Here is a 23,973-nt window from a genome sequence, read left to right as displayed (position 1 = left end):
CGTGCAGGGCTGTCTCTTTTCTGAGCCGCTTGCGCTTTGCGGCGCCCGCCGGCCACAAAGCAAGGCAGGCCCTGGCGCACCGGGCGTACCGGCTGCGGGGTAGCGAACATGGCGGTGAATGACGGCTCTTGGCTGGCTTGCGACGTCCGCCAGTCGCTCCCCGGGTGTCTCTTCCTGACCTAATCCGGTCAGTCAAATATCTACAAACCGGCCATTCGTTCGTCGTGGCGAGCAATAAGGCTACTGTCCCAGCGGGAACGAGCCGAAGCGGAAAATGGCAACTCCTACGCCAATCGCAGATCCCACAACACATCAAGTACGTGTTGCGTGGAACGCTCAACGTACCCCGCACGATGTGCAATGCCGAGCCGACGCCACAACGCCGGGCGCAGCGGACGCATGACAATGCGACTGTCGGGTAATGGCGTAGTGGCCTCATGGGGCAACAGCGCTGCGCCGTAACCTGCCGCTACCAGACTCTTGATCGCGTCGTTGTAGTTGAGTTGAATGCGCGGCGCAGGATGGTGCCCCCCGGTCGCGAACCACTCCGCGGTCAGACGCGAGAGACGCGTGGTCGCATCATTGAGAATGAGAGGTTGGGCGGCGAGCCATTCAGGCGTGACGCGGGCCGGACACCGCCAATGCGCGGGCACAAAGGCCATCACGGGGTCGCGGCGCCAAGGCTTCATCACGAGTCCAGCCACCGGGCGCTGAGGCAGTGCGACCAGCCCAACATCCAGCGTTCCATCCGCCAGTCGGGACAGCGTTTCATGCGAAGTGAGTACTGCAACCTGAATGTCGATAGCGGGATGGTGCTGGCGCAGCACCTCAAGCGCTTGCGGCAACAGGTGCGCGATCACGCCAGTCGATGCACCGAGCCGCGCGCGCCCTTCGAGCCCCTGCACCTGGCGTTGAATATCGTCTAACGCCTGCTCCGCGTCGGCCAGCAGTCGACGCGCGCGCTCCACCAGCACCTCTCCTATCGCCGACGGCCTTACATGTCCGCGCTTGCGTGACAGGAGTGGCGCCCCAATGCGGTCTTCGAGTTCAGCAATGTGGAGGCTGACCGTTGGCGGCGCCAGGTGCAATGCACGCGCCGCATCGGCAAATGAACCACGGTCGGCAATGGCGACCAGAGTGCGCAAACGGTCCAGGCTGATCTCTCGCATGTCGGCGTCCAGATTCAGAAAAACTGAATATTAACGTTATGAAATACAACTTTCTCTATTCTAGCGGTACATGGAACATAGGGGCTCGTTCCACTTGTTACAACCCACAGTCACCGGAGTATTCCACGTATGAGCTCTCCCGTTGTTTTCATCGACGGCGACCAAGGCACCACCGGGTTGCAAATCCACGAACGGCTGCGCAACCGGACCGACCTTAGACTGTTCACGCTTGCCGCTGCGGAACGCAAAGATCCGCGGCGTCGCGCGGAAGCCATCAACGCCTGCGACATCGCCATCCTCTGTTTGCCTGATGCCGCCGCGCGCGAGGCAGTGGACGCCATCGTTAATCCTGCCGTCAGGGTAATTGACGCAAGTTCCGCCCACCGCACGCACGCGGACTGGACATACGGCTTTCCGGAAATGACGCTGGGACAGGCTGAGCGCATAGCGAACGCACGTCGGGTCACCAATCCCGGTTGCTATCCGACCGGTGCAATTGGCTTGCTGCGTCCCCTGTTGCAGGCTGGGCTCATACCAGGCAACTACCCTATCAGCATTCATGCGGTGTCGGGCTACTCCGGACGCGGGCGTGCCGGCGTGGAGGAACATGAGGGGCAGGGTGCCGTCAACGCGCCTTCATACCAGGTATATGGTCTGGAACTCGCGCACAAGCACCCCCCGGAGATCCAGCAGCACGCCGGGCTCGCACAGCGTCCCATCTTCGTCCCTGCGTATGGTGCGTTCCGCCAGGGCATCGTGCTGACAGTGCCCCTGGAGTTGCGGCTGCTGGCACCCGAGGTGGATGGCGCCACGTTACACGCATGCCTCGCACGCCACTATGCCGAGGCGGCCCACGTAAGTGTCTTGCCGCTGCACGAATCGTGTGCCTTAAAGCACCTGGATCCGCAAGTGCTGAACGGTACGAACGACATGCGCTTAAGCGTATTTCCTAACATGGAACACGGGCACGTCCTGCTGTCCGCGGTTTTCGATAATCTTGGCAAAGGCGCATCCGGCGCTGCGGTTCAGAACCTGAACCTGATGCTCACGCAGCAATAGTGGCCGATGATAAGCGACGGTATCTGGGGTGTCGTTCCTACCGAGAAGGCCGAAGAGATTGGATATGCAATGCGAGCTACGCCGGAGCGCACTTTGATCTGTGCGTGCCCTCATTTCACTGGCATCGCACGCACCGCCGGCCACTTCGCGAGCGCTTCGGCGTACCCGGTATGCGGCAATTGGAACAATGGGGCTCGACGTTCATTTGGCCGCCGTCAAGCTGACAACCTTTCTTCTAGCTGCGCCGACAGTCCCGCCAAGGCGGGAAGCGCTGTGTTGATCACGTAGACGGGGATGTCGGCCAGATAGGCCCGCATGCGACCTTTGTTTTCGAACCTGCGGCGGAAGGCGGATTGGGCGAACACTGCGCCTAGGCGCGGCACAATTCCACCTCCGATATAGACGCCGCCTCGCGCGCCGATGGTTAGCGCCAGGTCCGCGGCGACCGTGCCCAACATTGCGCAGAACATTTCGACCGCCTTTTGGCAAAGCGGATCGGTTCCCATGAGTGCCTGCCTGGTGATGGCAGCGGGAGAGAGCGGATACTGCGCCGGCACATGCGCGCGGATCGCCTCATGAATCAGCGTCAAGCCGGCTCCGGAAAGCAGGCGTTCCGCGGATACGTGCCCAAAGCGGGCGCGCGCATATCGCCACACCCGTGCCTCCTCGTCGTCTGAGGGGGAAAAGCTTGTGTGCCCGCCTTCGCCCGGAAGCGCTATGTACCTGTCGTTGCACGGTATCAAGCCAGCCATCTTGCCGCCGACTTGCAACAGATCCGCGGCCGTCAGGTAGGGTAGTGCGTGCGCCAGCGCGGTGAAGTCGTTTGTCACTACCAGGGTATCGAACGAGAAAGCGTAACGTAGCGCGTCAATGGAGAATGACCACTCGAGGTTCGTCATCTTCACCAAGTCAGTTAGCACCGGTGTGGCAATGCCGATCGCTGCATGGCGTACCTGCGGCCCGAGGTCTCCGAGTGTGGCCAGATAGGCGCGCAGGGCAGCCTCTATGCCGCGGTAGACAGCGCAATCTAGCACCGTCACGTGCGCGAATGTCCGTGTTGCTACCTCGATTGCAAACCGCGCATTGGTGCCGCCAATGTCGGCGACAAGCCGTGGCGACGCGAATCGTTCAATTTGCCGCATACACGTCAATAGGTACGGTATCTTGATGGATGATGCAACTGACCGGCAGGGCGACATTCTGCGTGTGCGAGGCAAGCGTAAACACTTCGCGCTTGCTTGCTCCGCCGATCGCCAGTATCAGTTTGCTGGCCCCAAGCAATGCCGCTCGGTTCAATGTTATGCGACGATGAGCTGCGCTGCGTGGAGACGTTGCAGTGTATCCCGGTGGCGCGCTCAGATTCATGGCCTGCGCGTACTCGGGGGCATCCGCAAACAGAGACGCTATATGGCCGTCCTCTCCCATACCGAGCACCACCACGTCGGGCTGGCTGAAGCCGGTGTTGGCCTGGGTCAGTACCTTGGCCACATCGATACGGTCCTGCGTTGCGCACTCCTCTGTGACCAGGGGGATGAAGCGGGCCCGCGTGGCTTCGCCTCGAAGCAGATTGGCCGCCACCAGCCTGGCATTGCTGTCGGTATGGTGCGGTGGCACGGCACGTTCGTCGACCAGCATGATGGCGACATGTTGCCACGGCAGACGCTGCATACTTAGCGCCTGGAAGAAGGGGACGGGCGTACGGCCGCCGGACACCGCCAGGTATGCGCTGCCTTTGCTTTTGATCAGGGCGGACAGGTGCCCCGCCACGCTCAGCGCCAGTGCTGCGGCCTGGGCAGAAACGTTGTCGTGGAATATTTGCTGCATGTCAGATTTCCTCGTGCCATGCAACACCGTCACGCGAGAGCAGGGCGCTCGAGGCCGCCGGTCCCGATGTGCCCGCGGTATAGAGCTTGAGCGGCGGACTGCCGGAAGACCAAGTCTGGATGATTGGCTTTACCCAACGCCAGGCCTGGGCTTGCTCATCGCGCCGCACGAATAAGCCGAGACGGCCGTGAATGACGTCGAGCAGCAAGCGCTCATAGGCCCCTGCGCGGCGCTCGGTTGAAGTTCTGGCGAGGTCGAGGTCGAGATAGGTTTCCCGCAGCGAAACGGTATCGCCGGGTGCCTTTGTGAAAAGATAGAGGCGTATGCTTTCCTCGGGTTGCAGCGAAATGACTAGACGGTTCTGGGCTGACAAGCCAAGCGGACGAGGGAATAGCTCGTGGGGAACGCTATGGAAGTGGACGACGATCTCGGCTAGGCGCGACGCCATCCGCTTTCCGGTGCGCAGGTAAAAGGGGACGCCCGCCCATCGCCAGTTTGCGATCTCGGCTTTGATGGCGACGAATGTCTCGGTCTGGCTGTCCAGCGTCACGTCCGCCTCTTCACGATAGCCTGGCACCGGGTGTCCGTCCGCCGCACCCGGGCGATATTGGCCCCTTACAGTTCTCTCGACCACGCATTGAGGACTCATCGGCGTGAGTGCCTTGAGCACCTTCAGCTTTTCGTCCCGGATGGCGTCGGCGTCCAAGGTGGCAGGCGGCTCCATTGCAACCATGCAAAGGAGTTGCAGGAGATGGCTCTGGAGCATGTCCCGCAGCGCACCGGTCCGGTCATAGAAGGTGCCGCGCTGCTCGACACCCAGTTCCTCCGCAATCGTGATCTGGACATCGCGAATCCACTCCCTGCGCCAGAGCGGTTCGAACAGGGTATTGCCGAAGCGGATTGCCATCAGATTCTGGACCGGTTCCTTGCCTAGGTAGTGGTCAATGCGATAGATCTGATCCTCTTCAAAAAAACGGGCCACGGCGTCATTGATCGCCTCGGAAGATTCGAGGTCGTGACCGAGCGGCTTTTCCAGGACGACGCGCACATTACGCTTGTTCATGCCGACCCGGGCCAGCTGCTCGCAGATCTGTGCGAATAGGTGTGGCGGGGTGGCCAGGTAGCAGACGACGACTTTCGCGGCGTGTTGCGCTATGCATTCCGACAGCGCTTCAAAGTCTTTGTCCTGGGAGGTGTCGACATGGAGGTAGTCGATCCGGTGCAGGAAGCTCTCCCAGCATCCCTGGAACCCCAGATCGTCCGGGTCGCCTCCAGCGATCGGTACGCCCGGCTGCACCATCGGCCTGGCACGCTCCTCGAGCATGGAGATCAAGCTTGCCCGCTCCATTGGCTTGGTGCCGGTCGCGAGGATTCGGCCTTGTGCATGCAGGAGCCCGGTGCGATGGGCGTCGAAGAGCGCGGGAATGAGCTTGCGGCATGCAAGGTCGCCCGTGCCGCCGAAGATCACCAGATCGAATTCAGGTAGTGACAAGCTTCACCTCTCCCAGGTGTATGTGTATGGAAGCGCATCGTGTTGCAGGTGGATGCTGATTTTTTGGCCCGGACCGCCGCGCACAGCGAAAGCGAACTCGGGATGCCGGGCGACCAGGAACTCAGAACTTCTTGCGAATACCGACGGCTACGCCGAGCATGTCGTTCTTGCCGGCGCCGAGGAAGTAGCCGTTGACGAACCCGGTTGCAGAGGAGTCGAAGTTCAGGCCAGCGTTCTTCGCGTATGCCGTGGTCAGGTAGATGTCCGTTGTCTTGGATAGGTTGTAGTTGGAGATGAACAGGATTTGCCAGGGATTCTTGGCCCTGACGGCGGGAAGCCGGCCGAGGCTGACGTTGGCGCGGCTGATGTCGTCATAGTAGTACGCCAGGGTCAGGCCCAGCGCCGCGGTGGCCTGATAGTTGACACCGACCCAGTAGAGGTTGTCGTGCCAGAGGGTGGCATTGGAGCCGGTCTTGTCCATGCCCCAGCGATAGCCGGCCACGAACTTGGCGGGGCCGGCGGCGTAGCTGCCGGCGATGCCCGCGCGCTTGAAACTGCCGATGTCATTGCTGGCGGCCAGCGTCGGGTTGTACTGGTCATAGGCGATACCGATGCCGAAGGCGTCGGATTGGTAATTCAGTGCAGCGCCGTACCCGGTGTCGCGGCGGAACTGGCCCGGTGTTTCGCCGGCGCCGAAGACGCCGTTGCCGAATGTCCAGTGCGCAATCGCGGTCACACGGCCGAATTGGCCAACGTACTTCGACATATTGTCCGAACGGGAGCTGAAGCCTCCTATGGCACTGCCGGGCTCGTATTGGTTCGTATAGAGGGCTGCCGTGAAGTTGGCGAAACCGTCGTAGATGGAAGTGGTCTGCCGGCCGAAGGTGACACGCCCGAAGTCACGGCTGGCAAGGCCGACCCACGCCTGGCGGCCAAACATGCGGCCACCGAAGCCCAACTTGCCATCATCCAGGGTAAAGCCGTTCTCCAGCGCGAATACCGCCTGCAGGCCACCGCCGAGATCCTCGGTGCCGCGCAGGCCGAAGCGCGAGCCGGACAGTCCGCCGGAGTTCATTCGCACCAGGTTGTGCGCGGGCCCGCTTGTGTAGCGGTTGGCCGCAGTTGGCGTAGTGCTCGAAAAATTGCTGACGTACTCGATGTTGGCATCGACCACGCCGTACAGGGTAATGCTCGACTGGGCCTGCGCTGCCCCGGCGATGAATGTCGCACATCCGGTCAAGAGGGCCTTGCGCAGACGTCTACGTTGGTGAATCCCTTTCATTGTTCTCCTCCTCTAGCTATTGGCAGAATGCTTCGTTAGGTGTCATTCCTCAGGGCGCCGCGAATCGCGGCTATGCGTTGCCATGCGCGGCTTTGCGGCGGCACTCGACCCGCACGGTCCCTGATGCGCTCGCCCATATCCGTGCGGATCCCTGCTCCGGTGTGTCTTCGCAACGCTGCACCGGGCCTTGGATGGCGATCGCAACCCCGTGCGGGAATTGCGCCAACGGCAGCACGAGTTCGGTCGGTGCCTGCACCGTCAAGTCGGCTTGGTATGTAAAAACGAACGCGCCAGAAACGCGGTCGTATTGCATCGCGGTCAAGTGCCCCTGCACCGCGGCGACATAGGGCCGGGCAAAGCCGGTCACCGCGCGGCCACCGGCGTCCGGGTCGAGTGGGTCGTCGATCTGGTCTACGGAAAAGATGGAAAGGTCTTCCTGATTCCACTGGTCGCCGATGCGCAGATCGTTGCGGTTGGTAGCCGTGTAGTTCCATTGCGTGGCGCTCAGCAGCAGCTCGTCCAAGGCGCCATACATCAGCTCGAGCGCCAGGGTGTGCGGCCCGAATACATCCCGCTTGCCCGCACTCCACTCCACATACGCCCGGCCATTGTCCAAGTCGAAGGGAATGCCGAACTCTCCGACCAAGGTGGGCGCGCCGCCTGGGAACCGGTCTGCTGCCCCCTTCAGCCTGGCCAGTTGCCGTACGTACCGATCGCGCAGGGCGGCGGGCCCTTCGGCGCGCTCGCCTGTCAGCACATCGATGGAGTTGTTCTGGTCGAACGACTTGCTAAGGAGCAGCCCCAGGTCGTACCAGTGGCTTGCATTGACCGATTGGCAGGGCATTGCGGTGGGGAAGGCGCGGCCGCTAATCGCGCCAATCGGGTCCATCTGCGCCATCAGTAACCAGTCTTCGCGATAGCGGCGCACACGGATGGCAGCCTCGGCAAAGAACGGCGCGAATACGTCTTCAGTGATGTCCAGGGGGCGACCGTTTACCCGCTTGAAGACGTCCTCGTCGAGCGGCACGATGCGGCCCCGCTCAAGCCGGTAGATGCCCGCGCGTTCGAACGGGCAAGTGGCGCCTTCGACCCAGATGGGGCGCCCTGCGGCATTGAGCCGGCACATCGCGTCCGAACGGGGTCCACCCGGGTCCGAGCTGGGAGGAATCAAGGGGACCTCAGTCGGGATGCCCCGGGCCAGCGAAAGCGCTGCGAGCGGCGTGACGGCAGGACCGGGCAGATGCGGGCCGTCAAGCGTCGATAGCGATTGGCCCAGCCAGCCGAGTCCCGGTTCGTTGAGAATGTCGAAGCCGATCACGTGTGGCAGCGCGCGCAGGCACTGCGCCATCTTCTCGACTGCATCGAAGAAGCGGCCCTGCAGGTAGTCCTGCACGTTCTGGCCTTGAATGCAAAAGTCCGGCGTCAGGGTGCGGCCTGCCCAGAAGAGCGTCCACATGATGGCGTTTGCGGGCAAGCTGTAATTGAGCGGCCAGCTCATCTGGGGGTAGCTGGGTTGGCGCGGATTTCCGTTCGCGAAATGGAAGCGATGCTGCATGACGTGCGCCGCGTCCGCGCTATCGAAGTTGCGGAAGTCCAGGCCGACCGCTTCGAAGGTCCAGCCCGGTGCGCCATCGCCCCCGCTCATCCTCGACCATGCGTCCTGATGGAAGTCGACGAAGACAAAGAGGCCATGCTCCCCGGCCTTGCGGCAAATCTCCGTGAAATAGGCTAGGTAGTCTTCGTCGTATTGTCCGGGGCCGGCATGCTCGATCGCTTCCCATGTGGTGATCAGGCGCAGGCAGTTGAAGCCCCAGCGGCGGATGCGCGCCAGGTGCGAATCTGCTTCCGCCAGCGGGAACGGCCGGCCGACAAAGGACGCCTCGCGATGATCGGCGAAGTCCGTCGGGTATTGCGTGCCGCCATGGGGGTAGGGGACCTTGCTGTCGCCTCCCAGGTTTACGCCGCGCAGCAGGACGTGCCGGCCGTGCGTATCGACGAATCGGCCGGATTTGGTATGTAAGCGAGTCGGTGACATGTGGCTCCAAGTGCGCGAAAGTGACGCTGTCGGCAAACGTCGATGCTTTCAGCTACTTTATTAACTAACGAGAAGGTTAGTATGTTGAGGAAAAATATGCACTTGGGGTTTACAATGGCATGCACTTTGTCTGCGGCAATCAATCTGGAGCCATTCAATGAAACCCAAGAGACGGGATGAACACCGTAGATCAAACGCTGAGATGTCGGCGCAAACGAAGGCCAAGATCTTGATGGCGGGTATAGAGAGCCTGGCGGAACTTGGCTACGCCGGTACGACGATCTCAGAGATCGCGGAGCGCGTCGGCTTGACCCGCGCCGCTTTGCTTTACCACTTCGAGAGTAAGAACGCCTTGATGGTGGCGGTGATGAATGCACTCTACGATGAGATGGCTTCGCGCTTCGCCGCCGCCGCACCGGCGTTTCTCGCGCCCAGAGAGCGTCTGCTAGCGGTACTGGACACGATGGGCAACCATGCTTCCTCGACGAACCAGATGGCGCTGATTGAATTACTGCTGGCAGCTCGGCGCGATCCCGGCTTCCGCGACGAAGTGGCTCTCACGGTTGCACGGCGCGAGGCCGTATTCGATAGCGCATGGGGGAACCTTATCGAGAGTTTCCCGACGGCGCCCCGCCTGGAAGTGCTGCGCGATCTTGCCGTCGCGGCGCTGCGTGGCGTCACCATCGGCAGGTCTTTGAGGGGCGACGACCCCCGCTTCGATTCCCAGTTCGCCGAGTTGCGCCGCCTGTTCGTGGAGGCGACATCGGAGTAAGGGCGGGAGGGGCGCCACGTCGTTCAGAAGAAGTCGGGGAGGGGGGGGGGCAGCATTGCTGCGGGGTTTCCCCTAGTTGATCCCAATAGTTACTTACTAGATAGTAAGCAAATGCACGGTACAAGCCGGCACTTTTGGAGACCCCCGATGGCCACCCCTTCCAGTTCTGCGCTACCACAGCGGCGCACATTGAAGACCGGATCGACCCTGGAAGCAGGCGGACCCGCTCAAGCCCCCCTTGGGTGGCGCCATCGCCTCGGGTATGGCGCCGGAGATTTTGGATGCAATCTCTACTGGCAGGCAATCACGCTGTTCCTGTACTTCTACTACACGGACGTGCTGGGAATTGCGCCGGCGATTGCGGGGCTGTCGGTCGCCATTGCATCCGCCTACGATGCCTTCGCCGATCCGATCATGGGTTCGATCGTGGATCGCACCCAGTCGCGCCGGGGGCGTTACCGGCCCTATATGCTGTTTGGCGCCGTGCCGCTAGCGCTTAGCTTTGGGGCCATGTTTTACGTGCCGCCAGCAAGCGGTACCGCCCTCGTTATTTACGCGACCCTGTCCCATATCCTGATGCGGACGCTCTACACGGTCGTCAATCTTCCCTATCTCGCCATGACGGCGAGCATGACCTCAGACTCGGCGGAGCGCGCCACGCTTGCCGGCGTGCGCATGATGTTTGCCGCGGGTGCGGGCATATCCGTCGCCATGTTCCTGCCCAAGGCCGTGTCTTTGCTGACGGGCAAGGTGGCGCAACCGTATTTCGTCGTGGCGGTACTCATTGGACTGCTGGCGACCTTGACGATCCTTCTTTGCGTGCGCAACACCCGCGAGAACACAGCCGGAATGACCCGCAACCCTGCCAAGGCGCATCGCTCGGTGCTGAGTCGTACGATCCGCGATTTTGTCAGATTCTGGGGCATGTTGCGCCGGAATGGCCCACTGGCACGCGTGCTTGGCGCCATCGTGGTTGCCGCGGTGGCGTTGACGATGTTCTCCAAATGCCTCTTGTACTGGTTCAAGTATGGACTGCAGCGTCCCGATATGACTTCGGTGGCACTCGTGCTTAGCGTAGTAATGCTCGCACTGTTCGCACCTTTCTGGGTATGGGTGGCGCGGCGTTTTTCGAAGCGGAGCGCGTGGATGGCAGGCAGCGCGATCGCCGCGACAGGTTACCTCGGCTTCTGGCTGAATACCAACCCGGACATGCAGGTTGTGCTTGGCTGGATCGCGCTTATCGGCGTGGGCACGGCAAGCTTTGCCATCAACTACTGGGCGATGTTGCCGGACACGGTGGAATTCAATGAGTGGAAGTTCGGCGAACGGAACGAAGCGACGATCGCCGGTTTCGCCGCCTTTTCCCACAAGGCAGCCTTGGCCGTCAACGCCATACTTCTCGGGCAGATTCTGCAATGGGCCGGCTTCGTGGCGAACAAGCCGTTGGACGCCTCGGCGCTGGCCAGCATCAAGGCAGCAATGTGCCTAATCCCGGTGGCCGGCGTACTGTGCTCGGTTCTGCTGCTTTGGAAGTATCCGATCACGCCGGCATTCCATCGCCGCATGGTGGATGAGATCGCCCGGCGCCGCCAGCATCCATAGGAAGGCCATGGCCTGCCCTGCGGCACACGGCATTGCGCGGTAAAGCCCTCGGCGTACCCGCAAATCAGGGCGTGGCACGCTGCACGCAGGATCTTCCCGCCGACGCTGGCCTGACAGTCCTGGCCTCGCTCATCCGTCCCGGTCGGCTCGACGCTTACCTGGTGGCGAATCCGATTGAACCACGCAAACTCCAGAGACCTTATGCGGCTACTCTACATTGACATCGACACACTCCGACCGGACCATCTCGGATGCTATGGCTACCATCGCAACACGAGCCCCAACATCGACAAGCTGGCCGCCGAGAGCATCCTGTTTCGTAATGTGCATGCCTCAGACACGCCTTGCTTGCCGAGCCGTACCGCACTGCTGACCGGCCGCTTCGGCATACACAATGGTGTGGTCAATCATGGCGGCGTCGACGCCGATCCGGTGATTGGCGGCCCCGAACGGAAGTTCTGGTCGCGACTGCAACTGGAGAGCTTCCCGTTCCTGCTGCAGCAGGCCGGGCTCAAGACCGTGAGCATCAGTTCCTTCGCGCAGCGGCATTCGGCTTTTCAGTGGTACGCCGGATTCGACGAGGCCTACAACGTGGGCAAGTTCGGCCTCGAGACCGCGGATGAGGTCTTCGCGATCGCCTCGGACTGGCTGGCGCGGCACGGCGCGCAAGACAACTGGTTCCTGCATGTGCATATGTGGGATCCGCACACTCCCTATCGGGCCGCCGCGGATTATGGCCAGCCCTTTGCCAACGATCCGTTGCCGGGCTGGCTGACAGAGGAGATTCGCGCGCGCGACTGGCAGGGGTGCGGTCCGCACACCGCCCAGGAATGCACAGGTTTCGCGCCGCAGGCTGCGGCGCGCGCGTACTTCCCACGGCAGCCGCAGGAGATTCCCGACATGGAGGCAGTCCGGGCCATGTTCGACGGTTACGACACGGGGGTTCTCGTGGCCGATGAATACGTCGGGAAACTGATGGCTCGGCTTGCCGAACTCGGCGTGAAGGACGAGACCGCGATCATGCTGTCATCGGACCACGGCGAAACACTGGGGGAACTCAACGTCTATGGCGACCACCAAACGGCGGACCAGTTCACGACGAATGTCCCTCTTCTTCTCAAGTGGCCGGGGATCGAGCCGGGCCGAGAGCGCCAAGCATTCCACTATCAGGTCGACGTGACGGCAACCGTGCTGGAACTGCTCGGCCAAACGGTCCCGGCAAGCTGGGACGGCGCTTCCTTCGCCGGCAGTTTGAAAGACGGTATTGATGAAGGGCGGAGCCATCTGGTTGTTTCGCAAGGGGCGTGGACATGCCAGCGCGCCGTCCGGTTCGAGAACTGGATCCTGATCTGCACGCTGCACGACGGCTACCACCTCTTCGACGACGTGATGCTGTTCGATCTGCTCGCCGACCCGCACGAGCAGAACAACCTGGCCGGCGCGCGGCCGGAGATCGTGGAAAAAGGCCTGGCATTGCTGAAGGATTGGCTCGACAGGATGCTGCCTGATGCGGCGCGCGGCCGGGATCCGCTGCGTAATGTCGTTGCGGAAGGGGGCCCCTATCACGTGCGCGGAGAACTGCCAGCCTATCTCGATCGCCTGCGTGCGACGGGACGCGGCGACAAGGCGGACGCACTGGCGCGGAAATATGAGCGCGACCTGAAACGACTTCCCGCGGCGGGAGCCCTGCCGCCGATCCCGGCCCACGTCCTGCGTTCACTCCAAGGCGCCAAGAGGTAGGTGTCGCGTTCGGACCCACGGCGAGCGCGGCGGCGCTAGCCTTTCGCCGGCGCATGTTGCTTCGGGGCGGCGCAGTGGCCGTTCTCGCCGCCATGGGCATCGCGCTTGGCTGGGTGGTCCGCTTGGCAGCCGAGCCTGTCCAGCAGGCCAACGCAAAGCCGGCGCCGAGGGTCATTCTCGGCGATGGTGTTGCCGGCCCGCGGGGCATGGCGTGGGTTCCCGGCGGCGAATTCCTGATGGGCAGCAACCACCGGCTCGCGCGGGACAACGAACGCCCTGCGCACAAAACGCGCGTGCACGGATTTTGGATGGACCAGCATCATGTGACCAACGCCGAGTTCCGCGCTTTCGTCGCGGCGACCGGCTATATCACCACCGCTGAGAAGAAACCGGATTGGGAGACGCTGAAGGTTCAGGTTCCAGCGGGCACGCCGCAGCCGCCCGACAGCGCGCTGGTGCCGGGCGGAATGGTCTTCGTTGGCACAGACCGGCCGGTTCCGCTGCAGTACTCCTCGCGCTGGTGGCGCTTCGTGCCGGGCGCGAATTGGCGCCATCCGGATGGTCCCGGCAGCACGATCGAGGGAAAAGACAACCACCCCGTCGTACAGGTTTCTTACGAGGACGCGCAAGCGTATGCCAGATGGGCCGGCATGCGGCTGCCGACAGAAGCCGAATGGGAGTTCGCGGTGCGCGGCGGACTGGAGCAGGCGACTTACGCCTGGGGAGACCAGTTCGCACCTGGCGGCAAGCAGATGGCCAATGTCTGGCAGGGCCAGCAGTCGCAACCCTTCCCGGTGGTGAGTGCCAAGGCGGGCGGAGCGCTGGGCACGAGCGCTGTCGGCACGTTTCCCGCAAACGGCTATGGGCTCTACGACATGACCGGCAATGCCTGGCAATGGGGCGCGGACTGGTATCGCGCCGATCAGTTTAAGCGGGTAGCCAGCATCGGGCAGGTGGAGGTCTATCCGCTGGGGCCGGCGGATAGCTGGGATCCTTCGGAGCCCGGTGTTCCCGCGCGAGCGCCCAAGCGCGTGATTCGCGGCGGCTCCTACCTTTGCAACCAGGACTATTGCCTGAGCTATCGCCCAAGTGCCAGACAGGGGGCTGATCCGTATACCAGCATGTCGCACCTGGGCTTCCGGCTCGCGATGGATGAAGACGCCTGGCGGGCTAGGCAGCAACAGCAAAAGACCGTGGCCGCCGCGTCCGGCGGTGGCTGAAAGAGAAAGGAGAGAGAAGATGGAAAATGGTGCAAGAGGAACTGGTATTGCCACGCTGGACCGAGCATGGCCGACATGGGCCTGGCGCAGGACCGGCGCACGTGCGGGAAACGCCCCGTGCCTTCGTGCGCTTCGTGCCCTGGGCGCCTTGGTGCTCGCCGCGCCGCTCTCCCTGGTACAGGCCGCCCCCGATACCCGCCCCAACGTTGTCCTTCTGATTGCCGATGACTTGGGCTGGGGCGATCTCAGCAGCTATGGCCATCCCGTATTCCGCACGCCGAACCTGGACCGGATGGCTGCCGAGGGCCAACGGTGGACAAATTTCTATGTCAGCGCACCAGTGTGCTCGCCCAGTCGGGGAGCCATGCTGACTGGGCGTGTCGAGACCCGCTCGGGTCTGTACGGAGCCATCAACAGTGTCCAGGTCGAAGGTGATCCCTTCGGCTTTCCCGATCGGGAAGTGACCGTCGCCAGTCTGCTGCATGACGCTGGCTATGCCACCGCCCTGTTCGGGAAATGGCATCTGGGCGATGCCCCGCGTGCCTACCCTACGCGGCACGGCTTCGATTCCTGGTGGGGCATGCCGATGTCGAACGACGCGTATTTCGCCGGCGTGCCCGGCGGTGTGAGCGTCAAGGAATTGCGCCAGCGTTATGCAAGAGGAGAGTCGCCCAAGGAATTGTTTGCGCTCTACTACCGGCAGTCCGTCGCAGCCTTCAAGAATCCGAAAAACGAATACTGGAATTCGCCGCTGATCTCGAGCGAGCGGGTTGTGGCGGCTAATGGGACAGTTGGCTATCGCGACCAGGTCATCGAACGGCCCGTTGATCAACCGCAGTACAACAAACGGCTGACTGACCAGGTTGTCAACTTCATCAGCCAGAAGCACGACAAGCCGTTTCTAACCTGGGTCGGGTACGAGAAGCCCCACCTCCCGCATCTGCCGGCCCCGGAGTTCGTTGGCAGCAGCAAAGGTGGCCCAGTGGGCGATGCCATAGCCGAACTCGATCACAGCGTGGGCCGGGTGTTGGAGGCCGTGCGGCGAAGCGGTAGCGCCAAGAACACCCTCGTCGTGTTCGTCAGCGACAACGGCCCCTGGGTTCTGTATGAAGAACTCGTGGGCTCGGCTGGCATACTGCGCGATGGCAAAGCGTCGACATATGAAGGGGGCTCACGCGTACCAGCGCTATTCTGGTGGCCCGGAACCATCCGGCCCGCCGTGGTGGATGGCATTGGCGCGACCTACGATTTCCTGCCGACCGTCGTTGCGCTGGCAAAGGCCAAGCTGCCCGACGCGGTCATCGACGGCGTCGACCTTGGAAAGACGCTGCGTGGCCAGGCACCGAGTCCGCGCCAAGTACTCCCCTACTACTACAACGGCAGATTGCAGGCATGGCGCGAAGGCGACTGGAAGATCAATCTCTACGACGTCAGCGGCCGCAACCCCCAGGTTGGGAAGCCAAGCAAGCTAGACAAGCCAACGCTCTACAACCTCGGCCGGGATCCCGGCGAAAAGTACGACAGAGCGGCTAGCGAGCCGGCGATTATGCAGCGCCTGCTGCATAACGCCGAAGCGTTCGAGCAATCGTTCGCGCAAGCGGCTCCGGAGTTCGATCGAGTGACCATCGAGCGCGGCATCCCGGGGCGTGGTGGGAAATGACACCCCAGCAACGGCAATCGGGCTGATGAAGAGACTCTCCTCGGAATCTGTGGGGATTTGTGGGTTCGTACTGCGTGCCAGTGCCGCCTACTCCCGCAGGAACAATGTCGCATGCGATGCGATGCGATGCGATGCGATGCGATGCGATGCGGCGTGGCGTGGCAATCGGAGACTACGTTCGTGTCGAAAGGGGGCGTACAGCGGACGGAAGAGGGTCTTGCCTGGCAAGAATCTCCGCCGCTGCTGTGGCGGCGACGCCGCTTCGCCCACAAACAGCCTTCCTGCACGAAGCAAACAAGCGGGCCTAATAGTTCATCAAATATCTCAGCGAAAGCCATGCCGCTCTCCCATTCTCGCCGTTTTGTCCTGTCGCTTGTGCTCGTTTTCGCTTTGACCGTCACGTCCGGCTGTGGGACAGCCCCAGAAGGCGGACCGCTCGCACTGCTGCCAAGCACGCTTGCGGGCGAATTAAGCTGTGTGGGGAGCGGGGCAGCACCTCCAACCGTGCCGGGCGCGATCAGCCGCGTTTACAAATCGGCGTCCGGTCGGGAGTTGCGCGCTCACGTGCTGGTGCCTGCCAGTCCATCCGCGAACCGTCCTGCCATTCTGTTCTTTTTCGGCGGAGGATGGCGGCGAGGGACGGTGACCCAGTTCTTCGCACAGGCGAAGGCGGCGGCCGAGCATGGCTACGTCGCCGTGCTCGCTGACTACCGCGTAAGTTGCAGAGATAACACGACCGCAGCCGCTGCAGTCGAGGATGCGCGCGATGCCTATGCCTGGCTAAGACGCGAGTCCGCCGGATTTGGCGTCAACCCCGGGCAGATTGTGCTGGCGGCGCGGGCAACTGGCCCTGGTCGCTTCGTTGTCCGCCTCCGTGGTGCGGCCGGCAGCACTGGTGCTCTACAACCCGGCAGTTGACTTAGTCCCGCTCGCTTCGTGGATCGGACTGCAGCCGGAAGAGGCGGCCAAGATTTCGCCCACCGCAATGAACCTAGCTGCGTCTGCGCCGATGCTGATACTACATGGTGATGCAGATCGAATCGTACCTATTGATACGGTTCGGGAGTTTTGCCGCAAAGTGAGGGCCGCGGCCGGGAGCTGCGAGTTGCATGAATATGCGGGGCAGGGGCATGGTTTTTTTAACAATCACGCCACCGGCGCGCAGGGCCTCACACCCTATGACGACACGCTCGCCAGAACATTCGCCTTTCTCAATGCGCTCGGCCTGCAGCCACCAATTTCGATATCCGAACGGGTGGAATGAAGCAGAGGGTCGTGGATCGACCCACATGTCCCACACCGGCAACTCCGAATCGGGGGGCGTCATGAGGACTGGCGTGCGGCCAGGCATGTTGTACAAAGATCGGCGCGGCGCGGCGCGGCGCGTGCGGCAACCCGGCGCGCATGCCCAGCAAACGTCGCGCGCTCGCCTTAGATGATAGGAGCAGGACTCGCGGCATAGGTGAAACCGTCGGTCCAGCCCCAAGCCGATAGTACGGAAAAGTGAGTCAGGAGATCGGCGCTGAGGACGGATCATCAAAAATGTCCGCGACGATCAGCGGGCCTCGGGGTTCTGCCCGCCGAAGGTCCGGTGAGGGGCGACAAGCGGCCATCCAGGTCGACGTTGGCGATCGTCCCCTCATCGGCCGGATGAGACTTTCGTCCATCGCAATTCAACTGGCTCTTGTCGACCCAGAGCGGCCAATTGCTCCCCCGCGACCTGTGTGGCCGCCTTCGAAGCTAGAGCGGTCGGACCCACCCCAAAGTTGATTGATCGAAACCCGTCGACCAGATTCAAGACGATTCATCCCGTTGCGTTAGACCATCTGGCTCCTCAGGCGTGAGCACTTCAACGGCACAGTCATCGCTTTATGCCTGCCAGGAATGACTGTTATCGACGGCGCCCGCCTTCTTCGGGCGGTCGCTGACCTTCATCATTTGCTCACCGTCAACCAACAGGAGCAAAACGATGAGCAACTTCCAAACCTACACGATCGATAACGCACCGGCCGCTTCGCAGGCCAGCCTCGAAGACACGAAGCGCGCCTTTGGCTTCGTCCCCAACCTTCAGGCGCATATGGCGGAATCGCCCGCGCTGCTGGCCGGTTACTCGGCGCTGTGGGACTTGTTCTCGAAAAGCACGCTGACGCCGCACGAACAGCAGGTCGTCTACCTGACCTCGAACTTCGAGAACAACTGCCACTACTGCATGGCCGGTCACAGCACGCTGGCGAAGATGCTCAAGATGGACGCAGGCGTGATCGCGGCGCTGCGCGCCGGCACGCCGCTGCCCGATGCAAAGCTCGAAGCGCTGCATAGCTTCACGACGCTCGTTGTGCGTGAGCGTGGCTTCGTCCCGGACGCCGATGTCGACGCGTTTCTCGCCGCTGGCTACACCCGTCAGAACGTCCTCGAAGTGATTCTCGGCGTGGCGACCAAGGTGATGAGCAACTACACGAACCACATCGTCCACACCGGACTGGACGGCTTCATGGCCGGTAACGAGTGGACCAAACCGGTCGCTGTCGCTGCCTGAGCCGTCTCGGAGAGCCCTCGCGGCTCCCGTCCTGCCTCATACCGAAACTCACCGAGGAACCGAAATGTCCACGTTCGGCCGCTATAAAGACGCATACCTCAACGCCAAACTGACCCGTACGCCGGACGGCGTGCTCGAAGTCCGCTTCCATACCGACGGCGCGGAGCTCGTCTTCAATGGCCATACGCACGAACAGTTCACCGATATGTTCCACCAGATCGGCGAAGACCCGGACAACCGCGTGGTCATCCTGACCGGTAGCGGCGACGCATTCATGGACGCGATTTCGCCGGAAGGTTTCGATTTCTTCACGCCGCGCGGCTACGACAAGATCTTCCGCGAAGGCCGAAAGATCTTGATGAACATCCTGGACATCGAAGTCCCGATGATCGCCGCGCCGAACGGCCCGGTCCTGCTGCATTCGGAATACGTCCTGCTGTGCGATATCGTGGTGGCAACGCCAGAGACGGTGTTCCAGGACATGCCGCACGCCGCATTTGGCATCGCTCCCAACGACGGCGTCCATCTGCTCTGGCCGGAAATGATCGGCAGCATTCGCGGCCGGTACTTCGTGCTCACGCAGCAAAAACTCGATGCTGCGGAAGCTAAGTCGCTGGGCGTCGTCAATGAGATCGTCCCTGCGGATCAGTTGTTGGAACGCGCGCACGCCATCGCCGCGACTATCGCAAAGCAGCCGCCGCTCACCACCAAATACACCCGCATCGGACTGACCCAGCGCCTGCGTCGCGTGATCGACGAAGGCATCGGCTACGGCCTGGCGCTCGAAGGTATCACTGCGGCCGAAGTGGCACGCATGGCAGCAGCGCAGAACGCAGCCTGAATCCACTGACTCGTTGGTTCCTCAATTCCTCTCGACGGAGAACACTCATGTCACTGCAAGACAAACTCGACGCATTCCGGTCCGACTTCAAGGCGGGCAAGCCGCCGTTCAACGCTCCGCCGGAGATTCACCCGGTGATGGAACGCGCCACGGCAGAACTGATTGCGAGTGGGCAGGCTGGCCGCGCGATCAAGGCCGGCGACCGCATGCCGCATTTCAACCTGAAAGATCAGGATGGCAACGACGTATCGTCTGCCGCACTGCTGGTGAAGGGCCCGCTGGTGGTGACGTTCTATCGCGGCGTCTGGTGCCCGTACTGCAATATCGAATTGCAGGCGATCAACGAAGTGCTGCCGGAGATTCAGGCCTACGGCGCGAACGTCGTGGCGATCTCGCCGCAAACGCCGGTCAATAGCCGCAAGTCGGTGCGCACCAACGAACTGGGTTTTCCGGTGCTGAGCGACGTGAACGGTCAAACGGGCGCCGACTTCGGATTGCGTTTCGCGCTGCCCGATTATCTGGTCGAGCTGTACAAGAACCTGAAGAACGATCTGCCGGCGGTCAATAACGACCCGAGTTGGACCTTGCCGATGCCCGCGCGCTACGTCATCGGACAGGATGGGATCGTGCTGTATTCCGAAGTCAACCCGGATTACACGCGTCGTCCCGACCCGTCGGACATGTTCCCGGTTCTGGAAAAAGCGACCGCCAACGCCTGAGCCTTACTGCTCAGTGCTTAAGGCTAAACGCTCACTACGCCGCGCCGGAGAACCCGCCGCGGCTTCTCGATTCCTTCCGGTTCGTAAAGGACATTTGATGACACAGCGTATATTTCTCGTAACCGGCGCGACCAAGGGCATTGGCCTCGCGTTGACAGAACGGTTGATTGCCGACGGCCACCACGTGGTGGGCCTCGCGCGCGAAGCAAGCGATTTTCCGGGCGAACTGGTCCGCGTCGATCTGGCCGACCGTGCCGCAACCGGCGCGGCGCTCGATGATCTGGTGCGTCGTCATGCGTTCGATGGCGTGGTGAACAATGTCGCGCTAGTCAAGCCGCAGCGTCTGGGTGAAGTCGCGCTAGACGATCTCGACGACGTTCTCGCGCTGAATCTTCATCCTGCGGTGCAGACCGTGCAGGCGCTGCTTCCCGGTATGCTGGCACGCGGCTGGGGACGGGTCGTGAACATTTCCAGCCTGACGATTCTCGGGATGACACATCGCACTGCTTACGCAGCGGCGAAGGCCGCGCTGGTGAGTTTTGCGCGTTCATGGGCGCTGGAGCTGGCAGGCACAGGTATTACGGTCAATGCCGTCGCACCCGGCCCGACAGAGACCGAGCTGTTTCGCGCGAACAATCCGCCGGGAAGCGAGGGGGAGCAGCGTTATCTATCCGCGGTGCCCATGGGCCGCTTCGGCCAGCCCGATGAAATTGCCGCGACGATCGCATTTCTGTTTTCTGACGCGGCCGCCTTCATGACCGGTCAGACGCTGTACGTCGACGGCGGCGCGTCAATCGGCAAGCTCGGTTTCTGAGGGCGTGCCGCCCTTGCTGCTGGCAGGGGCGCCAAGTATTTCCTCGACGAAGGCGACGAATGCGCGCGCCTTCGCACTTACCAGGCGTCCGGCTGGAAACACGGCCCAAAGGTCGATAGCCGGTAGCTCCCAGTCGGTAAGGACCGACTGGACTGTGCCGTTGGCAAGTTCCGGAGAAAACATCCATTCCGATGCGATCGCGAGCCCCATGCCGCCGAGCACTGTCGTGCGGATACCCTCGGCGGCGCTCACGCTGACGCGCCCGGATACGACCACGGCCACTTCCTTGCCGTGCTGGCTGAATGCCCACGACTCACCGCCGCCACGCAACGAGTAGATCACGACCTGGTGTTGGCTCAGTTCCGCAGGCGTTGTCGGCACACCCGCTTCGGCGAAGTATTCGGGTGTGCCGACAACCAGCCGGCGGCTCTGCGCAATGTGGCGTGCGGTCATGGTCGAATCGTCGAGCGAACCCATGCGCAATGCGACATCCACGCCTTTTTCGAGCAGATCGATGGTGCGATCGTCCAGCACGACGTCGACCTGCAGGTCAGGGTGCCGGTCCAGGAAGGTCTTGAGCGTCGGGAGGATGTGCAGGCGCGCGAAGGTCACCGCGGCGCTGATGCGCAGCACACCCGACAACCCGCTCGAGGCGTCACGTGCGACCTGTTCGGCAAGATCCACTTCTTCGATTGCGCGTCTTGCGTGCTCGTAGAACCGCTGACCCGCATCGGTGGGCGTAAGGCCGCGGGTCGAGCGTAACAGGAGTCGCACCCCGAGCCGCTCCTCCAGCTGTGCGATCGACTTGGAGACGGCCGGCTGCCCGAGCTTGAGCCGCTTTGCGGCAGCCGAGAATGAACCGGCCTCCACGACACTGACGTACGTTTCCATTGCTGCCATCCGGTCCATGCCGTTGCTTCTCCTTGACGGACCGTAAAGTCCGCGTCGTAAAGTCCGCGTCGTGGCTGAGATGTTTTCAGGCGGAAGTCTATCGCGTCAGAACCTGGTTGATGAAATTGGCGATGTCGAGCGGTCTTCGAAATCTGCATCGCAATCACGATCCACAGAAACAAAGCGGCCCCACCGCAGGCGATCCTGCGGTGGGGCCCGTTACAACGCTCACGTCCGGTTCAGATAACCGGCGCCGCGCTGTGGAAGGAATAATCGGTGTAGCCACGCGCATCGCCGCCATAGAACGTCGACCGGTCGTAATGGTTCAGCGGTGCCCCGACTCGCAGTCGTTCGGGCAGATCCGGATTGGAGATAAACAGACGCCCGAACGCCACGAGATCGGCGTCGCCTGCCTCGATGATCCGATGTGCACTGTCGGCTGTAAATCCACCCGCCGCGATAAGCGTGCCTTTGAACACACGTCGCAAGTCCTTCGCCGAAACTGCCGACACCGCTGCGTCGACGTCATCATTACCGCGCACACGCGGCTCGACCACATGCAGGTATGCCAGGCCGTAGCCATCCAGGCGACGCGCGACGTAGCCGAACGTAGCATGCGGATCGCTATCGGACATCGTGCCATACGAGCTTCCGGGCGAAAGACGAACCGCGATCTGGCCGGCGTCCCACACCGAACCGATGGCATCGAGCACCTCGAACAGAAAGCGCGCGCGGTTCTCTGGCGAGCCGCCGTAAGCATCCGTGCGGTGATTCGAGCCGTCCCGCAGAAACTGGTCGGGCAGATAACCGTTGGCGGCATGCAGTTCGATGCCATCGAAACCGGCCTGTTTCGCAAGCGCCGCAGCGCGACCGAATGCTTCGACAACGCCCGGAATCTCTTCGAGCGCGAGGGCACGCGGGAGTACCTGTTCGACTTCGATGACCTCGCCGTTTTCGTCGTGGATTGCCGAGTGTTCATAGGCGCGCACGGCGGAAGGCGCAACCGGCACTTCTCCACCGATGTTTGCCGGGTGCGCCTGTCGTCCCGCATGCCACAGTTGCAGGAAGATACGTCCACCTTTTGCGTGGACGGCGTCGGTCACGCGTCGCCAGCCGCGTGCGTGTGCCTCGGTGTAGATACCCGGCGCACCGACGTATGCGAAGCCAAGCGGGGACACCGAGGTCGCGTCGGAAATCAGCAAGCCGCCTGCCGAGGCGCGCTGCGCATAGTAATCGACCATCAGATCGCCGGGAACGTTGTGCGCGTCGGTGCGCATCCGTGTGAGCGGCGCCATCACGACGCGGTGGCTGACCGGATAGGGACCGACTTGGGTCTGGGTGAAGAGCGTGTTCATTGCGCGTTACCTGATAAAGGGGAGAAGACCTCGGGATCATCAGGGCAAGCGCAAATCTGCGGAAGACAGCACCTGGCGATAGCTGTCATTCCTGGGCGGAATAGTCAGAGGGACGCGTCGTCGAGAGTCGTTGGTCATTCCTTGCGGGAATAGCGCCTATCACTCCGGCCGGACTTCACCGGATGTCGAATGCCGCGCAAAGTTCGTCGCACGCCAACCCGATACTTCTTAAAGGACGACCCGCCATGTACCGCGTTTATGCATTCGCTACGCCCAATTCCGTTAAGGTTCCGATCGCTCTCGAAGAACTCGGAATCGACTACACGCTTCATGCAGTCAACGTTCGAAAGGGCGAGCAGAAGAGCGATGGATTTCTCGCATTGAATGCCAACGGGAAGGTGCCCGTACTGACTACCGAAGACCGTGATTTCGCACTGACCGAGTCTGCGGCCATCCTTGTTTATCTTGCCGAGAAGCACGGCAAGCTTCTCTCGCGAGATCCAGTGCGCCGGGCTCGCACGTTTGAGCAACTCTTTGTACATGCTTCGGGGCTGAGCCCGGCTTTCGGGCAGGCGGGCTATTTCCTTAAATTAGGGCGTCCATAGCGCGCGGCCAGGTATCTCAAAATACTGTGCGATTCCCACACGACGGTTCCGCCATCGTCGATCATCGGAACCCGACCATGTGGATTCATTGCCAGGAACTCAGGCGTATCCCTAACGCCAAACGTGCCTCCGGCCGGTATGTGCTTGTGCGGAATGCCTAGCTCGCCAATAAGCCACAACACCTTGACCTTCTTGTGGGCGACATTGAAATGATGCGAAATCGCACGCACTGCTTCGCCCGCAGACAGCTCCCGATTGTCGACACTCTAGGGAGCGATGCCGAACGGCTGTTCGTGGCCGATTGGCGACTGGCCGGAGCGACGCTACCAGATTCGTACCACTTGCGTCGCTGTGGCT

At 62.1% G+C, this 23,973-nt stretch carries 22 protein-coding genes; 13 read left to right on the top strand and 9 right to left on the bottom strand.

The annotated features are described in order from the left end of the window. Window positions 1-284: 284 nt before the first annotated feature. Complete coding sequence (locus tag OR16_RS18890) at window positions 285-1,169, bottom strand: LysR family transcriptional regulator (RefSeq protein WP_006159540.1); 885 nt, start codon at window positions 1,167-1,169, stop codon at window positions 285-287. A 129-nt stretch (window positions 1,170-1,298) separates the two neighbouring features. On the opposite strand from OR16_RS18890, the gene argC reads away from it, so the two are divergent. Further along, window positions 1,299-2,228 carry an N-acetyl-gamma-glutamyl-phosphate reductase gene (gene argC, locus OR16_RS18885; protein ID WP_006159539.1) on the top strand — a complete coding sequence of 310 codons (930 nt, stop codon included), beginning with the start codon at window positions 1,299-1,301 and terminating at the stop codon, window positions 2,226-2,228. A 215-nt stretch (window positions 2,229-2,443) separates the two neighbouring features. Here the strand turns inward: argC and glk are convergent, their stop codons facing one another. From glk to OR16_RS18860, 5 genes are all read right to left on the bottom strand, one after another. Continuing rightward, the gene (gene glk / locus OR16_RS18880) at window positions 2,444-3,370 is read right to left on the bottom strand and encodes a glucokinase (RefSeq protein ID WP_006159538.1); all 927 of its coding nucleotides are present in this window, start codon (window positions 3,368-3,370) and stop codon (window positions 2,444-2,446) included. Continuing rightward, window positions 3,357-4,052 carry a 6-phosphogluconolactonase gene (gene pgl / locus OR16_RS18875; protein ID WP_006159537.1) on the bottom strand — a complete coding sequence of 232 codons (696 nt, stop codon included), beginning with the start codon at window positions 4,050-4,052 and terminating at the stop codon, window positions 3,357-3,359. The genes glk and pgl overlap by 14 nt, the downstream gene beginning before the upstream one ends. A 1-nt stretch (window position 4,053) precedes the next feature. Beyond that, window positions 4,054-5,544, bottom strand: coding sequence for a glucose-6-phosphate dehydrogenase (gene zwf / locus OR16_RS18870; protein ID WP_006159536.1), 1,491 nt, complete (start codon window positions 5,542-5,544; stop codon window positions 4,054-4,056). Between the two features lie 121 nt (window positions 5,545-5,665). Further along, on the bottom strand, window positions 5,666-6,826 hold the full coding sequence (locus OR16_RS18865) for a porin (protein ID WP_081488822.1): 1,161 nt from the start codon (window positions 6,824-6,826) through the stop codon (window positions 5,666-5,668). Window positions 6,827-6,896: 70 nt separating this feature from the next. Beyond that, window positions 6,897-8,861: a cellulase family glycosylhydrolase gene (locus tag OR16_RS18860; protein ID WP_006159534.1), complete on the bottom strand. Its 1,965-nt coding sequence runs from the start codon at window positions 8,859-8,861 to the stop codon at window positions 6,897-6,899. A gap of 157 nt (window positions 8,862-9,018) precedes the next feature. On the opposite strand from OR16_RS18860, the gene OR16_RS18855 reads away from it, so the two are divergent. The 11 genes from OR16_RS18855 to OR16_RS18810 all read left to right on the top strand — a co-directional run bounded on the left by OR16_RS18855 (window position 9,019) and on the right by OR16_RS18810 (window position 20,765). Continuing rightward, window positions 9,019-9,633 (top strand): TetR/AcrR family transcriptional regulator, encoded by a 615-nt coding sequence (locus OR16_RS18855; RefSeq protein WP_237717114.1) that lies wholly within the window; start codon window positions 9,019-9,021, stop codon window positions 9,631-9,633. 147 nt (window positions 9,634-9,780) lie between these two features. Next, window positions 9,781-11,235 carry an MFS transporter gene (locus tag OR16_RS18850; RefSeq protein WP_006159532.1) on the top strand — a complete coding sequence of 485 codons (1,455 nt, stop codon included), beginning with the start codon at window positions 9,781-9,783 and terminating at the stop codon, window positions 11,233-11,235. Window positions 11,236-11,436: 201 nt separating this feature from the next. After that, window positions 11,437-12,975 carry a sulfatase family protein gene (locus OR16_RS18845; protein ID WP_006159531.1) on the top strand — a complete coding sequence of 513 codons (1,539 nt, stop codon included), beginning with the start codon at window positions 11,437-11,439 and terminating at the stop codon, window positions 12,973-12,975. A gap of 53 nt (window positions 12,976-13,028) precedes the next feature. Beyond that, a complete protein-coding gene (locus OR16_RS18840; protein ID WP_006159530.1) occupies window positions 13,029-14,195 on the top strand; it encodes a formylglycine-generating enzyme family protein in 1,167 nt (388 codons plus the stop codon). 19 nt (window positions 14,196-14,214) lie between these two features. Then, window positions 14,215-15,855, top strand: coding sequence for a sulfatase-like hydrolase/transferase (locus OR16_RS18835; protein ID WP_081488820.1), 1,641 nt, complete (start codon window positions 14,215-14,217; stop codon window positions 15,853-15,855). Between the two features lie 111 nt (window positions 15,856-15,966). Beyond that, the gene (locus OR16_RS47320; protein WP_081488819.1) at window positions 15,967-16,773 is read left to right on the top strand and encodes an alpha/beta hydrolase fold domain-containing protein; all 807 of its coding nucleotides are present in this window, start codon (window positions 15,967-15,969) and stop codon (window positions 16,771-16,773) included. Next, window positions 16,751-17,119 carry an alpha/beta hydrolase gene (locus tag OR16_RS18830; RefSeq protein WP_081488818.1) on the top strand — a complete coding sequence of 123 codons (369 nt, stop codon included), beginning with the start codon at window positions 16,751-16,753 and terminating at the stop codon, window positions 17,117-17,119. Before OR16_RS47320 ends, OR16_RS18830 begins: the two co-directional genes overlap by 23 nt. 705 nt (window positions 17,120-17,824) lie before the next feature. Further along, window positions 17,825-18,391 carry a carboxymuconolactone decarboxylase family protein gene (locus OR16_RS18825; RefSeq protein WP_006159527.1) on the top strand — a complete coding sequence of 189 codons (567 nt, stop codon included), beginning with the start codon at window positions 17,825-17,827 and terminating at the stop codon, window positions 18,389-18,391. A 64-nt stretch (window positions 18,392-18,455) separates the two neighbouring features. Then, window positions 18,456-19,232: an enoyl-CoA hydratase/isomerase family protein gene (locus tag OR16_RS18820; protein ID WP_006159526.1), complete on the top strand. Its 777-nt coding sequence runs from the start codon at window positions 18,456-18,458 to the stop codon at window positions 19,230-19,232. Between the two features lie 47 nt (window positions 19,233-19,279). After that, complete coding sequence (locus OR16_RS18815) at window positions 19,280-19,951, top strand: peroxiredoxin-like family protein (RefSeq protein WP_006159525.1); 672 nt, start codon at window positions 19,280-19,282, stop codon at window positions 19,949-19,951. A gap of 97 nt (window positions 19,952-20,048) precedes the next feature. Then, on the top strand, window positions 20,049-20,765 hold the full coding sequence (locus OR16_RS18810; RefSeq protein WP_006159524.1) for an SDR family oxidoreductase: 717 nt from the start codon (window positions 20,049-20,051) through the stop codon (window positions 20,763-20,765). Here OR16_RS18810 and OR16_RS18805 read toward each other — a convergent pair. Next, entirely contained in the window at window positions 20,742-21,674 is a 933-nt protein-coding gene (locus tag OR16_RS18805) for a LysR family transcriptional regulator (RefSeq protein WP_006159523.1), read from the bottom strand. The two genes, OR16_RS18810 and OR16_RS18805, sit on opposite strands and share 24 nt — an antisense overlap. Before the next feature lie 221 nt (window positions 21,675-21,895). Then, complete coding sequence (locus OR16_RS18800; RefSeq protein WP_006159522.1) at window positions 21,896-23,011, bottom strand: alkene reductase; 1,116 nt, start codon at window positions 23,009-23,011, stop codon at window positions 21,896-21,898. A gap of 182 nt (window positions 23,012-23,193) precedes the next feature. Here OR16_RS18800 and OR16_RS18795 point away from each other — a divergent pair, with 182 nt between their 5' ends. Next, a complete protein-coding gene (locus tag OR16_RS18795; protein ID WP_337459847.1) occupies window positions 23,194-23,616 on the top strand; it encodes a glutathione S-transferase family protein in 423 nt (140 codons plus the stop codon). Here the strand turns inward: OR16_RS18795 and OR16_RS41470 are convergent. Further along, window positions 23,589-23,798 carry a glutathione S-transferase N-terminal domain-containing protein gene (locus tag OR16_RS41470; protein WP_423739664.1) on the bottom strand — a complete coding sequence of 70 codons (210 nt, stop codon included), beginning with the start codon at window positions 23,796-23,798 and terminating at the stop codon, window positions 23,589-23,591. The genes OR16_RS18795 and OR16_RS41470 overlap by 28 nt on opposite strands. Window positions 23,799-23,973 lie beyond the last annotated feature (175 nt).

Source organism: Cupriavidus basilensis OR16, from assembly GCF_000243095.1.
GTDB lineage: Bacteria > Pseudomonadota > Gammaproteobacteria > Burkholderiales > Burkholderiaceae > Cupriavidus > Cupriavidus basilensis_D.
Note: the sequence above shows the minus strand (reverse complement) of the source record. Positions and strands in the feature narration are given on the sequence as shown.

Excerpts from the sequence above, each read along its gene's own strand:
- OR16_RS18890 (WP_006159540.1), bottom strand. The coding sequence starts at position 1,169 with ATGCGAGAGATCAGCCTGGACCGTTTGCGCACTCTGGTCGCCATTGCC.
- argC (WP_006159539.1), top strand. The coding sequence starts at position 1,299 with ATGAGCTCTCCCGTTGTTTTCATCGACGGCGACCAAGGCACCACCGGG.
- glk (WP_006159538.1), bottom strand. The coding sequence starts at position 3,370 with ATGCGGCAAATTGAACGATTCGCGTCGCCACGGCTTGTCGCCGACATT.
- pgl (WP_006159537.1), bottom strand. The coding sequence starts at position 4,052 with ATGCAGCAAATATTCCACGACAACGTTTCTGCCCAGGCCGCAGCACTG.
- OR16_RS18865 (WP_081488822.1), bottom strand. The coding sequence starts at position 6,826 with ATGAAAGGGATTCACCAACGTAGACGTCTGCGCAAGGCCCTCTTGACC.
- OR16_RS18860 (WP_006159534.1), bottom strand. The coding sequence starts at position 8,861 with ATGTCACCGACTCGCTTACATACCAAATCCGGCCGATTCGTCGATACG.
- OR16_RS18855 (WP_237717114.1), top strand. The coding sequence starts at position 9,019 with ATGAAACCCAAGAGACGGGATGAACACCGTAGATCAAACGCTGAGATG.
- OR16_RS18850 (WP_006159532.1), top strand. The coding sequence starts at position 9,781 with ATGGCCACCCCTTCCAGTTCTGCGCTACCACAGCGGCGCACATTGAAG.
- OR16_RS18845 (WP_006159531.1), top strand. The coding sequence starts at position 11,437 with ATGCGGCTACTCTACATTGACATCGACACACTCCGACCGGACCATCTC.
- OR16_RS18840 (WP_006159530.1), top strand. The coding sequence starts at position 13,029 with ATGTTGCTTCGGGGCGGCGCAGTGGCCGTTCTCGCCGCCATGGGCATC.
- OR16_RS18835 (WP_081488820.1), top strand. The coding sequence starts at position 14,215 with ATGGAAAATGGTGCAAGAGGAACTGGTATTGCCACGCTGGACCGAGCA.
- OR16_RS47320 (WP_081488819.1), top strand. The coding sequence starts at position 15,967 with ATGCGATGCGATGCGATGCGATGCGATGCGATGCGATGCGGCGTGGCG.
- OR16_RS18825 (WP_006159527.1), top strand. The coding sequence starts at position 17,825 with ATGAGCAACTTCCAAACCTACACGATCGATAACGCACCGGCCGCTTCG.
- OR16_RS18820 (WP_006159526.1), top strand. The coding sequence starts at position 18,456 with ATGTCCACGTTCGGCCGCTATAAAGACGCATACCTCAACGCCAAACTG.
- OR16_RS18815 (WP_006159525.1), top strand. The coding sequence starts at position 19,280 with ATGTCACTGCAAGACAAACTCGACGCATTCCGGTCCGACTTCAAGGCG.
- OR16_RS18810 (WP_006159524.1), top strand. The coding sequence starts at position 20,049 with ATGACACAGCGTATATTTCTCGTAACCGGCGCGACCAAGGGCATTGGC.
- OR16_RS18805 (WP_006159523.1), bottom strand. The coding sequence starts at position 21,674 with ATGGACCGGATGGCAGCAATGGAAACGTACGTCAGTGTCGTGGAGGCC.
- OR16_RS18800 (WP_006159522.1), bottom strand. The coding sequence starts at position 23,011 with ATGAACACGCTCTTCACCCAGACCCAAGTCGGTCCCTATCCGGTCAGC.
- OR16_RS18795 (WP_337459847.1), top strand. The coding sequence starts at position 23,194 with ATGTCGAATGCCGCGCAAAGTTCGTCGCACGCCAACCCGATACTTCTT.